14 protein-coding genes are annotated in these 13,494 nt (G+C 40.8%); 11 read left to right on the plus strand and 3 right to left on the minus strand.

Annotated elements, in window-relative coordinates; all coding sequences use genetic code 11:
- The first annotated feature begins 78 nt into the window (after positions 1-78).
- Complete coding sequence (locus CSV63_RS06890) at positions 79-369, plus strand: DUF1294 domain-containing protein (protein WP_099695170.1); 291 nt, start codon at positions 79-81, stop codon at positions 367-369.
- A 42-nt stretch (positions 370-411) separates the two neighbouring features.
- Here the strand turns inward: CSV63_RS06890 and CSV63_RS06895 are convergent, their stop codons facing one another.
- On the minus strand, positions 412-792 hold the full coding sequence (locus tag CSV63_RS06895) for a sigma-w pathway protein ysdB (protein WP_099695171.1): 381 nt from the start codon (positions 790-792) through the stop codon (positions 412-414).
- Positions 793-885: 93 nt separating this feature from the next.
- Between CSV63_RS06895 and CSV63_RS06900 the strand changes: the two genes are divergently transcribed.
- The 4 genes from CSV63_RS06900 to CSV63_RS06915 all read left to right on the plus strand — a co-directional run bounded on the left by CSV63_RS06900 (position 886) and on the right by CSV63_RS06915 (position 4,908).
- Positions 886-1,371 (plus strand): dUTP diphosphatase, encoded by a 486-nt coding sequence (locus CSV63_RS06900; protein WP_099695172.1) that lies wholly within the window; start codon positions 886-888, stop codon positions 1,369-1,371.
- A 122-nt stretch (positions 1,372-1,493) separates the two neighbouring features.
- Positions 1,494-1,982 carry a helix-turn-helix domain-containing protein gene (locus tag CSV63_RS06905; protein ID WP_051210452.1) on the plus strand — a complete coding sequence of 163 codons (489 nt, stop codon included), beginning with the start codon at positions 1,494-1,496 and terminating at the stop codon, positions 1,980-1,982.
- Positions 1,983-2,210: 228 nt separating this feature from the next.
- On the plus strand, positions 2,211-3,194 hold the full coding sequence (locus CSV63_RS06910; protein ID WP_099695173.1) for a zinc-binding dehydrogenase: 984 nt from the start codon (positions 2,211-2,213) through the stop codon (positions 3,192-3,194).
- 88 nt (positions 3,195-3,282) lie between these two features.
- A complete protein-coding gene (locus tag CSV63_RS06915; protein ID WP_233191991.1) occupies positions 3,283-4,908 on the plus strand; it encodes a formate--tetrahydrofolate ligase in 1,626 nt (541 codons plus the stop codon).
- Positions 4,909-5,089: 181 nt separating this feature from the next.
- Here CSV63_RS06915 and CSV63_RS06920 read toward each other — a convergent pair whose 3' ends face one another.
- On the minus strand, positions 5,090-6,781 hold the full coding sequence (locus tag CSV63_RS06920) for a M3 family oligoendopeptidase (RefSeq protein ID WP_099695175.1): 1,692 nt from the start codon (positions 6,779-6,781) through the stop codon (positions 5,090-5,092).
- Positions 6,782-6,950: 169 nt separating this feature from the next.
- Here CSV63_RS06920 and CSV63_RS06925 point away from each other — a divergent pair, with 169 nt between their 5' ends.
- Positions 6,951-7,238: a DUF6509 family protein gene (locus CSV63_RS06925; protein WP_099695176.1), complete on the plus strand. Its 288-nt coding sequence runs from the start codon at positions 6,951-6,953 to the stop codon at positions 7,236-7,238.
- 110 nt (positions 7,239-7,348) lie between these two features.
- Positions 7,349-8,332: an NAD(P)/FAD-dependent oxidoreductase gene (locus tag CSV63_RS06930; RefSeq protein ID WP_099695177.1), complete on the plus strand. Its 984-nt coding sequence runs from the start codon at positions 7,349-7,351 to the stop codon at positions 8,330-8,332.
- A gap of 118 nt (positions 8,333-8,450) precedes the next feature.
- Here CSV63_RS06930 and CSV63_RS06935 read toward each other — a convergent pair whose 3' ends face one another.
- Complete coding sequence (locus CSV63_RS06935; protein ID WP_233191977.1) at positions 8,451-9,479, minus strand: NADP-dependent oxidoreductase; 1,029 nt, start codon at positions 9,477-9,479, stop codon at positions 8,451-8,453.
- 279 nt (positions 9,480-9,758) lie between these two features.
- Here CSV63_RS06935 and CSV63_RS06940 point away from each other — a divergent pair, with 279 nt between their 5' ends.
- The 4 genes from CSV63_RS06940 to pstA all read left to right on the plus strand — a co-directional run bounded on the left by CSV63_RS06940 (position 9,759) and on the right by pstA (position 13,457).
- Positions 9,759-10,463, plus strand: coding sequence for a response regulator transcription factor (locus tag CSV63_RS06940; RefSeq protein ID WP_099695178.1), 705 nt, complete (start codon positions 9,759-9,761; stop codon positions 10,461-10,463).
- A 240-nt stretch (positions 10,464-10,703) separates the two neighbouring features.
- Positions 10,704-11,600, plus strand: a complete 897-nt coding sequence (locus tag CSV63_RS06945; RefSeq protein WP_099695179.1) for a phosphate ABC transporter substrate-binding protein PstS family protein — start codon at positions 10,704-10,706, stop codon at positions 11,598-11,600.
- A gap of 43 nt (positions 11,601-11,643) precedes the next feature.
- The gene (gene pstC / locus CSV63_RS06950) at positions 11,644-12,573 is read left to right on the plus strand and encodes a phosphate ABC transporter permease subunit PstC (protein WP_099695180.1); all 930 of its coding nucleotides are present in this window, start codon (positions 11,644-11,646) and stop codon (positions 12,571-12,573) included.
- A complete protein-coding gene (gene pstA, locus CSV63_RS06955; protein WP_099695181.1) occupies positions 12,573-13,457 on the plus strand; it encodes a phosphate ABC transporter permease PstA in 885 nt (294 codons plus the stop codon). The genes pstC and pstA overlap by 1 nt, the downstream gene beginning before the upstream one ends.
- Positions 13,458-13,494: the final 37 nt, after the last annotated feature.

Raw genomic sequence — 13,494 nt, forward strand, 5'->3', positions numbered from 1 at the left:
ATGAACCAAAATCCACTTTCGTTTTCATTCTTATATGGAAATGAAGGTGGATTTTTTTCGTATGGAGGAATGGCTGAAATGGCACAAACTCTATTGATTTATATGGTCATCCTGTCACTCTGGGCGTTTTTGGCGATGGGGTACGATAAAAGGCAAGCTAAAAAGAAAAAGCAACGGGTGCCAGAACGTAATCTATGGTTATTGGCACTGCTTGGTGGTGGAGTAGGTGCGTACGTTGGCATGCAATTCTTTCATCATAAAACGAGAAAGACCCATTTCCGTATTGGATTTCTACTTCTGATGATGATCGACATCGTGTTGCTACTAGCGATATATGGTGTGAAATTCCCAACGACCGTTATATTTTGATATAAAAAAAGGAAATAGCTTTTCTTAGCTATTTCCATCCAATCAAGATTTCATTAATTGTTCAATTGGGTTCTTCCAATTGATCTCAGCATGGGGATAATTCGTCCGTACTTCGGATTCGAGAAAATAAAAATCCTCTTTTGTCATACCTTGCAATTTCGCTTCATTTTTTACCCAAATGAAAATGGAAACTACATCAAATGAATCAGTCGTGGTGCCCAGATATTTCTCACCTTCAAACATCGCACCTTTATACGTAATAAAGAAATTTTTACGGATATTTTTCACATCGTCATAAAAATAATATTGTTCTTTTTCATACGCTTCATCCAGCTTTCGCTTAGCATCTGTCAAATAGCGAATGCCGGCATAAAACAAATAAATAACCAATGCTATAATGAAGACGCGGATCAATACAATCATGAAATCAGCTCCTGCAAACGATATAGTACTGTACTATACGGATGAGTATGGGAAAAGGTTTCATTTACTAGCAAAATGGTGGAGGAAATTTAATTGAAATTACATCAACTATTTGAAATGCAAAGAGCGCTCGATACATATATTCAAAAAAATCATCAAACGAATGAAACATTTACTGAAAGAGGTTTGGCATTAGTAGTCGAACTTTCTGAGTTGGCTAACGAAACGCGTTGTTTTAAATTCTGGAGTACGAAAGGTCCTTCAGCCGATAGCGTTATTTTAGAAGAGTATGTGGATTCTATTCATTTCTTATTATCTTTAGGAATTGAAAAAAACTTTGACGGATTAGCAGAATGGCCGGCAAGTGATACGAAAGATCAAAGTTTGACTCAGCAGTTTATTCAAACAGGTCAATCGATTTATGTATTCTTGGATTCATTAACATTTGAAGATTATAAAAAAATCTGGGTGAACTACGGAGCGCTTGCGAATACGCTCGGTTTTACTGAAGAACAAATTATTCAAGCATATATAGATAAAAATGGAGAAAACTACGCACGTCAAAGAAGTGGCTACTGAGCGGTATCATTAGCTTCACTGACATTTTAGCTATAGTAAAAGTTTCATAAATAAATAAATTGACAAAAAGACTGTTTTGATAATAAAATTACTATACTATAGGTCATACAGGGGGTATTTCGTTGAACGAATGGAGTAAGGATGATTTTGGACTGCGTTTAAAGGCACTGAGAGAACGTCGAGGACTATCGATGATGGCATTTGGAGCGGCAATTGGCACATCAGCTAGTCGAATTAAAGATTGGGAGCGCGGTAAGAACGCACCATCCGCTGCATGGATCGCTAAAATTTCAGAGCGTTTTTCTGTTTCTACCGATGAATTGATTATGGGTGAGGTAACATTTACTCCGTATTTCAAAGCGACAGGTAATACAGTAGAATCACTTTATGATCGTCTTCGTGAAACGATGAATGTCGAATCCTCTGGTAAATGGCCAACAGAAATTGATGAGCTATATGCAGAAATTGATGCAGTGAATAAAGAGAAGTACCGAAGCGGGAAAGGACGTCGATCGGCTGAGAAAGAGTTAATGGAGTTGGCTATCCGTCTTCCTAAGAAAGATGTACTAGAATTGCTCGAGCTAGCTAAATATAAAAGACGCACACTATAGAACGATGTCCCTCAAAGTAACTATACTTCGAGGGACATCGTTTTTTTATAAGATAAGCAGGAAGAGGAAATGGAAGCGTCCAATCGAAACAGAAATCCACTACCTGATTCTATGTCAGCCATTTCCTATATTACAAAAGAATGAATAATCAAATAGCGTGAAATGTAGGAAAATAGAATGAAATACGTTATGATAGAAGCGTAGATAAACCCAAGGAGGATGAGTTAATTGAAAGCATTCGTTCATGAAAATGGTGAGCTGCACTATACAGATATCGCCGATCCCACGGCTGGAAATGGTGAAGTAATTGTTGCATTGAAAACAGCAGGGCTTAATCGACGTGATACTGCTATACCCAAACGACGTGGTGACGCTAAAGAACCATTGGTAATGGGATCAGACGGCGCAGGCACGATTGAATCAATCGGAGAAGGTGTAACCGGTTGGAACGTAGGAGACGAAGTCATTATTAATCCATCCCTTCGATGGTTCGAAGAAAGCGATGCACCTCCAGAGGAGTTTGATATTTTAGGTATGCCGGATCATGGCACATTTGCAGAGAAGATTTGCATATCTTCAGAACAGCTAGAGAAAAAGCCATCACATCTCACGTGGAATGAATCTGCAGTTATCGCGCTAGCTGGACTTACAGGTTATCGTGCACTAGTGACGAGAGGTCGTATAGAAGAAGGGCAAACCGTCTTTATTCCTGGAGCAGGAAGTGGAGTCGCGACCTATATGATTCAATTTGCAAAGAAAATGGGAGCGCGTGTCATCGTGTCCTCAAGAAGTGAAGAAAAAAGAAATCACGCAATGAAAATCGGTGCGGATATGGCGATTGATACGAATAGCGATTGGCCAACAGAACTACAAGATGAACGTGTGGATCTTGTGATTGAGAGTGTAGGAAGGGCAACATTCAATCGTTCTCTCGAAATTCTAAAAAAAGGTGGTCGGATCGTAGTATTTGGTGCAACGACAGAAGATACCGTCGAACTGAACTTACGTGATTTCTTTTACGGTCAGTATTCGTTACTTGGCACTACGATGGGCAGTCGTGAAGAATTACGCGATATGTTAGCGTTCGTTGAAGAGCATCAAATCCATCCTGTTATTGATTCAGTGATTCCTCTTGAAAAAGCAAGTGAGGCATTTACTAGGCTGGATGACAGTGTACAATTCGGTAAAATCGTTTTAGCCATTTCAAAATAAACCATACACCCGGTATAGAAAGGCAGTGGAAGTAGTGACGAAAGAAGTAAAGACACTGACAGACTTGGAAATCGCTTCAAAGGCAATTATGCAACCAATTGAAGTCATAGCAGACAAAGCAGGAATTCCCTCTGATGCATTGGAGCTATATGGTAAATACAAAGCGAAAATCAATGTAGACCGTATTCCAAAAAAAACTTCACAAGCGAAGATCGTCCTCGTAACAGCAACTAGTCCAACACCGGCTGGAGAAGGAAAATCGACAGTAACAGTAGGTCTTGGTGATGCGCTTTCTCGTTTAGGTAAGAAAACGATGATTGCATTGCGCGAACCGTCATTAGGACCCGTAATGGGTATCAAAGGTGGAGCAACGGGTGGCGGCTTCTCTCAAGTTCTGCCTATGGAAGATATCAATTTGCACTTTACGGGAGATCTACATGCCATTACAACGGTTAATAACGCGTTGAGCGCTATGATTGATAACCATTTGCATCAGGGCAATACGTTAGAGATTGATCCTCGTCGTATTACATGGAAACGCGTCATGGATATGAATGACCGTGCGCTACGCCATGTGACAATTGGTTTGGGTGGACCAGCACAAGGCGTACCACGTGAAGATGGTTTTGATATTACAGTAGCATCCGAAATCATGGCCGTATTCTGTCTGGCGACTAGCTTACAAGACTTAAAAGAGCGCTTGTCCGAAATGGTCATCGGCTATACGTATGAAAAAGAAGCCGTGACTGTGCGTGATTTAGGTGTAGAAGGTGCGTTGACACTTCTGCTAAAAGATGCATTCAAACCTAACCTCGTTCAGACGATCGAAGGCACACCAGCTTTCATTCACGGTGGACCGTTTGCAAATATTGCCCATGGGTGTAACTCCTTAATTGCAACGAATACAGCGCGTAATCTGGCTGACTATGTCGTGACAGAAGCAGGATTTGGATCAGATTTAGGTGCGGAGAAATTTATGGATATTAAAGCGCGCATCGGTAAATTCCAACCGGATGCAGTCGTTCTTGTCACAACAATTCGTGCGCTCAAAATGCACGGCGGAGTGGCGAAACAGGATTTAAAAGTAGAGAATAGTCAAGCAGTAGAAAATGGTGTAGTTAACTTGGAAAAGCATGTCGAAACGATTCTGTCGTTCGGGGTGGAACCTATTGTTGCACTCAATCATTTTGTTGGCGACTCCAATAGTGAACTACAAGTAGTACTAAAATGGTGTCAGGATCATAATATAAAAGTCGCTTTGACTGATGTGTGGCAAGATGGCGGAGCGGGCGGTGAAGCATTGGCGAGAGAAGTTCTGAAAGTGATGGAAGAGCCTAATAATTTCGCGCCGATTTATGAAGTAGAGCAAACCGTAGAAGAAAAACTCACAGCGATTGTTCAAAAAGTATATGGTGGCGCAGGCATTATATTTACCGATCAGGCAAAGAAAGATTTAGCCGAAATCAAAAAGAATGGCTGGGATTTGTTACCGGTTTGTATGGCGAAGACCCAGTACTCATTTTCCGATGATCCAAAAAAGTTAGGACGTCCAACAGACTTTTTGATCACAATTCGCAATATCTTACCGAAACTTGGAGCAGGTTTCTTAGTTTGTCTGACCGGCGACATTATGACTATGCCTGGCTTACCAAAAAATCCAGCAGCGCTCAATATGGATGTCGATTCGGCCGGTAATGCCAAAGGGTTAATGTAATACCTTACTATAGTAGTGAAATGATAAGCAAAGAGCAAGTTCGGCTTTTTTGCTTTTTAGTAAAAGTAGGTCAGTAAAAGAAAAGATCAATATTCTTAATACCACTCGGTTGAATCATAAATAGGATGTACAGAAAGTCGTCAACAGGACATTCTGTACATCCTTTTGTGTTCCTATAAAATCAAGAAATCTGGTGATCAACAAGCCATTCACCAATGAAATCCATTAACGATTCAACTGTCCCATCTTCGAATGGTGATCTTAAGTGAGCCGTTGTAACGAGTTCTAAGAATGATTTACTTCCGCCCAATTGACACAGTGCCAAATAATCTGTCCATGCTTCGTCGAAATCATGTAAAGATCGTTGCCAAAATTGAAGCGCACAAATTTGTGCCAAAGCATAATCAATATAATAAAACGGCGCTTCATAGACATGACCTTGTCTTTGCCAAAAACCGCCTTGTTCTAAATAGGGCTGTCCATCATAATCCCGATTAGGTAAATAAATCGTTTCAATGTCTTTCCATACCGCTTTACGTTCACTTGGTGTCATGTCAGGATTGTCATAGATGCGTTGCTGAAACTCATCCACCGCAACGCCATAAGGTAAAAACAATACACTTTCCAGTAAGTGTGCATAACGATAACGATCTGCATCGTTTCCAAAAAACTGATCCATCCAGTACCAAGTGAAAAACTCCATACTCATGGAATGAATTTCTGCTGCTTCAGTCGTTGGCCAAATGTATTCGGGGATGCCAATCGAACGACTCGAATAGACTTGGAATGCATGGCCTGCTTCATGTGTCAAAACGTCAATATCACTTGAAGTTCCATTAAAATTAGAGAAGATGAACGGGGAATCATAATTATCTATAAATGTACAATAGCCGCCAGCTTCTTTGCCTTTTTTCGCTACCAAATCCAATAAGTTTTTCCGTTTCATATAATCAAAAAAGCGTCCGGTTTCACGCGATAACTCCTGATACATTTTTTGTCCATTTTCTAAAATCCATTCAGGAGAACCTTTAGGTTGAGGGTTTCCCTCAGGGTAATGCAAAGGTTCATCATAAAACTTCATTTGAGAGATCCCGATTCTCCGACTTTGCATACCACGAATCTTTTCAGCCAATGGTACTACATATGTTCGAATCTGATCTCGGAAGTGTTTCATCATATGTGCATCATAGCCAATCCGATTCATACGTACATATCCCAGTTCTGTAAAATTTTTAAATCCGAGTGTCGTAGCGATTTCATGACGTACGGCAACGAGACGATCAAAAATTCTATCGAAATGATCTTCATTTGACGCATAGAAATCAGCAGTGGCATTCATAGCATCTTTTCTTACCGAGCGATCAAGTGACTCTTTAAATGGTCCAAGTTGTGCCAATGTCAGCGTTTTGCCGTGAAACTCGATTTGTGCTGAAGCTACGAGGTTCGAGTACTCAGAAACTAATTGGTTTTCTTGTTGTAAAAGAGGCAAGACTTCATCTGAATACGAATGAATGGCATTCTCTGCAAGCTTAAATAGCTGTGGTCCCCATTTATCTTCTAATTGTGCTCGGAAAGGCGTAGAGATTACGGCTTGGTAATAATCGCTTTGTAAGGCTTGAAATTGAGGCCCAATTACATCAAAATACTCCCGTTCATCTTGATAAAAGCTATCATTCGTATCAATCGAAGAACGGATATACATGATATTTTCCGCCGTACTAAAATCACTCGTCAACCTGTTTATATGCTCCATTATTTCGGCTTGTTCCACGAACGTGTTCGCTTGCTTAAACTGTTCAAGTGCAGTCTTGAATTCCGTTTGTAGTTTTTCGATATCCGGGCGTGTATACTCATACTCTTCAAAAGTAAGCATTGCACTCCTCCTAATTCGTATATAATGTGACTATCCCTTCATTTTCTAGCAACGAGTAAGGAAAAGCAAACTATTTATCGAAAATGAGTCCATGAATTGCCACAATCTTATGAGATGATGTAGGATAGAGAGAGTAAACTCTAAGTGAGCGGGAAGAAGGAGAAATTGAATGCAAATAGTAAAAGGTGAGGTACAAGAACTGGTAGATCCAACGGGTATACTCGATGGTCAGCGCTACGAATTTTTATTGACAGTTACGTTAGATGAAGAAGATGAACTGTTCAATGAAGAGGGTACTGGTTTACGTATGCTATATTCTGTAAAGGATGGCGAGCGAAAGATGCTTACATACCAATTTTATGAATTGGCAACGGAAAGTCCATTTGACGTGGAATGGGACGAAGAAGAACAAGCATCAGCAGAGCAATACTGTAATGAACATTTTCCGGAAATCTGAATACAAATTAGATGTTATTCTCTTTAGAATAAGGGATAATAGACTAGAGAAATATAAGTGGTACACCCTAATAGCTTGTCATTAAAGAATTAATTATAGGAGTGTTTTAAATGAATCATGAAATAGTGGATATTACGATTATCGGCGCTGGTCCAACTGGATTGTTTTCTTCGTTCTACGCGGGTATGCGTGAGATGTCTGTCAAAATTATCGATAGTTTACCACAGCTTGGCGGCCAGTTGATCGAGCTATATCCTGATAAATACATTTATGATGTTGGCGGATTCCCTAAAGTGTTAGCAAAGGATTTAGTGGCAAACTTAGTGACGCAAGCGCATTATGCAAAACCTGAAATTTGTTTAGGGGAAGCGGCATTGTCCTTCGAAAAGAAGGATGATCACTTTGTTTTAACGACAGACAAAGGACAACATTTGACACGTACCATTTTATTGACCGCAGGAATTGGTGCTTTCCAACCACGTAAAATCGGTTTAAAAGAAGAACCAACATTCGAAGGGAAAACATTGCATTATGGTATTAAGGACTTGTCTATGTTTAAAGATCAAAATATCTGTGTGTGCGGCGGGGGAGACTCTGCACTGGACTGGGCATTGATGCTGGAAGATATCGCAAGTGAGGTAACACTTGTTCACCGTCGAGAACGTTTTACTGCGCATGAAACAAGTGTCAATCAACTACGCGAATCTAGTGTGAATGTTTTAACATCACACGCTATAAGTGAGTTACATGGCGATGGCGACACATTGGATAAAGTCATTCTAAAGGAAAAAGACGGCAGCGTGAAAGAACTCACATTCGATCATATTGTAGTCAATTACGGCAATATTTCCTCACTCGGCCCATTGAAAGACTGGGGTTTAGAAATGGATCGTAATTCTATTAAAGTGAACTCTCGCATGGAGACGAATATCGAAGGCATTTATGCAGCTGGTGATGTAACAACATATGACGGCAAAGTAAAATTGATTGCAGTGGGTATGGGCGAAGCACCGGTTGCGATCAGCCACGCGAAAGCATTCCTAGATCCAAAAGCAAAAGTACAACCGTTGCACAGTACAAGCGTATTCGGTTAATAGAATAGTACGCGCCTTGTATGGAGAGTTTTCTACCATACAAGGTGTTTTTTATGCCAGTAATATAAAAGGCTATCCTGAGAATTTCTCGGGATAGCCTTTTTTTATTGCGACCTAGTTAGTGCTTCGTTATTTCAAAATCAGTGACTTTGACTAGTTGTTTACCTACATTGGTCCCATCGAATAAACCTAGAAACGCATTTGGAATATTATCGAAGCCTTCAACGATGGTTTCCTCATACTTCAATTTGCCTTCTGATAGCCATTTACCTAAATCAGCTGATGCAGTAGCGAAGTCTGCTGCATAATCTCCCACGGTAAAGCCTTTCATCAAAGCGCTTGTTTTGATCATCGTAGTTTGAAGACGCGGACCGATGTCTTGTTGTTCTTTATTGTAAGATGAAATAGCACCGCATAGTGCAATTCGCGCATGTTTATTAAGTAATGTAAAGACTGCATCTGTTACATCGCCACCGACATTGTCAAAATAGACATCCACACCGTCAGCTGTAGCTTTGGCCAAGTCTTCTTTAAAGCTGTCCAGTTTATAATTGACTGCCTCATCAAAGCCGTGCTCATTTTTTAAGTACTCAATCTTTTCTTGTGAACCTGCAATTCCGATTACTTTGGCACCTTTCATTTTGGCAATTTGGCCCACAACGGAACCTACTGCTCCAGCAGCGCCAGAAACGACGACCGTTTCACCTGGTTGTGGTTTACCGATATCAAGTAATCCGAAGTATGCAGTGAGGCCTGTCATACCGAGAATACCTAAATGTGTAGTAATGGGAGCAATAGTGGGATCAATTTTACGAACTGCTTTCTCGGAAGCCGCGGTATATTCTGCCCAATTTAAGTTACCCACAACAACATCTCCAGCTTTAAATGAATCAGAAGTAGATTGCGTGACTTCGCCAACGACACCACCGGCAATCACTTCATTCAGTTTAAATGGGGGGATATAGGATTTCGCATCTACCATTCTTCCTCGCATGTATGGGTCAACTGATACATATAGCGTACGAACCAGAACTTCATGATCTTTTAGTTGAGGCACAGGCTTTTTCACAAAATTGAAAGTGTCCATAGTAGGCAAGCCTTTTGGTCTGTTAGCTAAATGAATTTCTCTTTGCATCTCTAGTGTCATAGTAATTCCTCCTGTTTTCATGTATATTTCAACTGTTAAACTAACTAAAAGTAAGCTTAATTTCAAGGGTACTAGGATGCGGTACGGATGTCAATCAATTGAACTGAGAAGAAAATTTCAACTTTCTATATAGCAACAGATCAAGTTTTTTTATTTGAATATATCACCAACTATATAGAACAACTATCGATTTGAGTGGACATTTTCTTGACGTCAAAGTAGAGTAGAGACGTAGACTTTCTGAAAAATTAATGAACTAGTCGTAAAGGAGCTAACCAGATGAAAAAGGTTTTGGTTGTGGAAGATGAACAATCGATAGCTACTCTTTTGCAATACAACTTGGAGCAGGCAGGATACACCGTTTGCATAGCACGAGATGGCAATACAGCAATTTCTATGACGCTTTCCGAAGAACCAGATTTATTGTTGCTCGATATTATGCTACCTGGCATGGATGGCATGGACGTATGCAAGAAACTTCGTCAGGAAAAAATTCATACACCTATTTTAATGTTGACAGCGAAAGGCGATGAATTTGATAAAGTGCTTGGGCTCGAACTTGGAGCAGATGACTACCTAACAAAACCATTTAGTCCACGAGAGGTGCTTGCGCGTGTGAAAGCCATCTTGCGCAGAATGGAGTTACAGAATTCTACACAAGAAAAAGAACTGGAAACGGAACTAAGTCATGGACGTTTACTAGTTTATCCAGATCGAATTGAAGCCTTTTTGGATGGTAGCCCTTTAGAATTGACTCCAAAAGAATTTGAACTACTTTTATACTTAATGCGACATTCAGGTAAGGTACTACACCGTGAGCAGTTGCTAAATGCGATATGGAATTATGACTACACTGGAGACTCTCGTATCGTAGATGTTCATATTAGTCACCTGAGGGAAAAAATTGAACGGGATACAAAAAGTCCGGTCTATATTAAGACTGTCAGAGGATTTGGTTATAAATTTGAAGAAGAGATAAACTGAATATATTAGATACATACGAAGGCTGAAGACGAATCCATACAGGGTTGTGTCTTTGGCCTTTTATTATCGCTTTAGCATAAGCATCCCTTTTTATATGACGGAGATCCAGAGATTGATCTTTCTACACACAACCTTTACACAACCTTTACGTTTCATCCATCAGCCTTTAATATTCATTGCTTATAGTAAAGAAGCAGTAGAAAATCACTACTAAAATGAAATATCTTAGGGGGCGCAGTGATGAGGAAACGTAATCGAATAACCGTATTGGCATTTGTTTTACTCTGTACGTGGGTGATCGCAGCTTGTAGTAGTCCGAAAGCAAGTACTAGTGAAAAGGAAGAAGCCAAACAACAAACTGAACCCATCACAGCAGTAGGGTCTAGTGCACTACAACCTTTAGTTGAAGCTGCAGCACAGCAGTTTGCGTTAAAAAATCCAGGCTCGGTTATAAATGTCCAAGGTGGAGGAAGCGGTACTGGGTTAAGTAAAATTAGCGAAGGGGCAGTAGATATTGGAAACTCGGATATATTCGCGGAAGAAAAAGAAGGCGTGGACGCGGGTAGCTTAGTCGACCATAAAGTTGCGGTGGTTGGAATGGGTCCAGTAAGTCATCCGGAAACAGGTGTAGAAGATGTGACGACTGAAGAATTGATTGGAATCTTTACAGGAGAAATCACAAACTGGAAAGAGCTTGGCGGGGTGGATCAAGAAATAATGGTGATCAACCGTGCAAAAGGATCCGGAACACGCGCTACTTTTGAAGCATTAGTATTGCAAGGAAAACAACCACTCGAGGCACAAGAACAAGATTCTTCGGGTACGGTACGAAAAATTGTCAGTGAAACGCCGGGAGCAATCAGCTACTTAGCATTTTCTTACTTCGATGAAACGACTACAGCTCTACGGGTTAATGGCGTGACGCCAAACCAAGAAAATGTTGAGTCAAATAAATGGGAAATTTGGGCTTACCAGCATATGTATACAAATGGAGAAGCAAAGGGTCTCGCAAAAGACTTGATCGATTATATACTTTCCGATGATGTACAGGAAACTATACTTCCCGAAATGGACTACTTACCGGTAACGGGGATGCAAGTAGAGCGAGATGCGGAAGGAACTGTTACGAAAAAATGATAGAAACTTGTGAATTCCTCCTATCTCGAAAGGAGCGTACATGATGGCGAAGACGATCAAAGAGATAGAACATACATTGTACAGAAAAAATAGTAAAATGCGTACAGAGCGATTCGGAAAATCGCTTACTTTCCTCGCAGTAGTCTTGACTGCAGCCATCACTGCTGCCATTCTTTTTCTAGTTTTTTCAAAAGGTTTATCTACGTTCATTATGAATGATGGTAGTGTTAAAGACTTTTTTACAGGTACGACGTGGAACCCAGCGGAAGTAAATTCCCTAGGCAAACCTATTATCGGGGCCTTGCCATTTATAGTAGGGTCATTGGCGATTACAGGAATATCTGCTCTAATTGCCGGACCACTTGCGATTGGCGCAGCCATTTTCATGAGCGAGATTGCACCAAATGCGGGTAAGAGAATCATGCAGCCTGTGATCGAGTTGTTAGTAGGTATTCCTTCAGTTGTTTATGGATTTATTGGATTAAGTGTCGTCGTACCTTTTTTACGCGATCTATTTCCAGGTAGCGGATTTGGTATTGCAGCGGGGACTATCGTGTTATCTGTCATGATCTTACCGACAGTCACGAGTTTAGCACTAGACGCAATTCAGTCAGTTCCACGTTCATTGCGTGAAGCATCGCTGGCGCTAGGTTCAACCAGATGGCAAATGATTTGTAAAGTTGTATTGAAAACTGCGAAACCTGGCCTTCTGATGGCTATCATTTTCGGAATGGCGCGAGCATTTGGTGAAGCTCTAGCAGTTCAGATGGTTATTGGGAATGCATCAGTCATTCCGCATTCGTTATTTGAACCGGCCTCCACGATTACTAGTATTTTAACAATGGGCATGGGATATACGGTGATGGGACAAGTTGAAAATAATGCGCTCTGGTCACTCGCGCTTATACTTTTACTGATGTCGCTATTCTTCACGATTATAGTACGAATGATTGGAAAGGGGAAAAGTGCGTAATGTCAGCTAAAACTAAAGATCGGCTCGCTACGGCTGGGCTATATGTCATTGTAGGCATCATCATTACGGTTTTGGCAGGCTTGCTTGGATTTGTCTTTGTAAAAGGTATTCCTCAGCTAAGCTGGCAATTCATCACGACACCCCCTCAGATTTTCAAAGAAGGTGGCGGAGTGGGACCTCAATTATTTAACTCCTTTTATTTACTCGTTTTGACACTGATGATTGCAGTGCCGATTGCGATTGGTGCAGGGATTTATTTAGCTGAGTATGCGAGGGATCACTGGATCATTCGCTGTATTCGCGTACTGATTGAAGTGCTATCTTCATTACCTTCTATAGTAGTAGGATTATTCGGATTCCTCTTTTTCGTTTTGTATATGGGCTGGGGTTTTTCAATTTTATCCGGTGCCTTCGCACTTTCACTATTCAATCTACCTTTACTCGTACGAGTTGTAGAACAATCTATTTGTAACATACCGAAATCACAACGCGAAGCAGGATGGGCACTTGGTTTTTCAAAATGGGAAACGATTACGACCATCATACTTCCAGCAGCACTTCCTGGCATCGTGACGGGTGTCATACTCGCATCGGGGAGAGTATTCGGTGAGGCGGCTGCTTTGATTTACACAGCAGGAATGAGCACACCGATTATAGATTTCACCAATTGGAATCCGTTGTCCCCCACATCTCCTTTAAATCCATTTAGGCCGGCTGAAACATTGGCTGTTCACATTTGGAAAATTAACGGTGAAGGTATTATGCCAGACGCAGCAGCAATCTCTGACGGAGCAGCGGCATTATTGATCATCTCGATTTTATTCTTTAATTTCACATCACGCTTTATCGGGAACTGGATGTTTAAAAAAATGGGTGCCAATTAAAGGAGGATATATATGCAATCGGTCGCTTTACAGCCTG

It is taken from the genome of Sporosarcina sp. P34, from assembly GCF_002743375.1.
Lineage (GTDB): Bacteria > Bacillota > Bacilli > Bacillales_A > Planococcaceae > Sporosarcina.

Coding starts and splice junctions, on each gene's coding strand:
- CSV63_RS06890 (WP_099695170.1), top strand. CDS start 79: ATGGCACAAACTCTATTGATTTATATGGTCATCCTGTCACTCTGGGCG.
- CSV63_RS06895 (WP_099695171.1), bottom strand. CDS start 792: ATGATTGTATTGATCCGCGTCTTCATTATAGCATTGGTTATTTATTTG.
- CSV63_RS06915 (WP_233191991.1), top strand. CDS start 3,283: ATGCAACCAATTGAAGTCATAGCAGACAAAGCAGGAATTCCCTCTGAT.
- CSV63_RS06920 (WP_099695175.1), bottom strand. CDS start 6,781: ATGCTTACTTTTGAAGAGTATGAGTATACACGCCCGGATATCGAAAAA.
- CSV63_RS06925 (WP_099695176.1), top strand. CDS start 6,951: ATGCAAATAGTAAAAGGTGAGGTACAAGAACTGGTAGATCCAACGGGT.
- CSV63_RS06930 (WP_099695177.1), top strand. CDS start 7,349: ATGAATCATGAAATAGTGGATATTACGATTATCGGCGCTGGTCCAACT.
- CSV63_RS06935 (WP_233191977.1), bottom strand. CDS start 9,479: ATGACACTAGAGATGCAAAGAGAAATTCATTTAGCTAACAGACCAAAA.
- CSV63_RS06940 (WP_099695178.1), top strand. CDS start 9,759: ATGAAAAAGGTTTTGGTTGTGGAAGATGAACAATCGATAGCTACTCTT.
- CSV63_RS06945 (WP_099695179.1), top strand. CDS start 10,704: ATGAGGAAACGTAATCGAATAACCGTATTGGCATTTGTTTTACTCTGT.
- pstC (WP_099695180.1), top strand. CDS start 11,644: ATGGCGAAGACGATCAAAGAGATAGAACATACATTGTACAGAAAAAAT.
- pstA (WP_099695181.1), top strand. CDS start 12,573: ATGTCAGCTAAAACTAAAGATCGGCTCGCTACGGCTGGGCTATATGTC.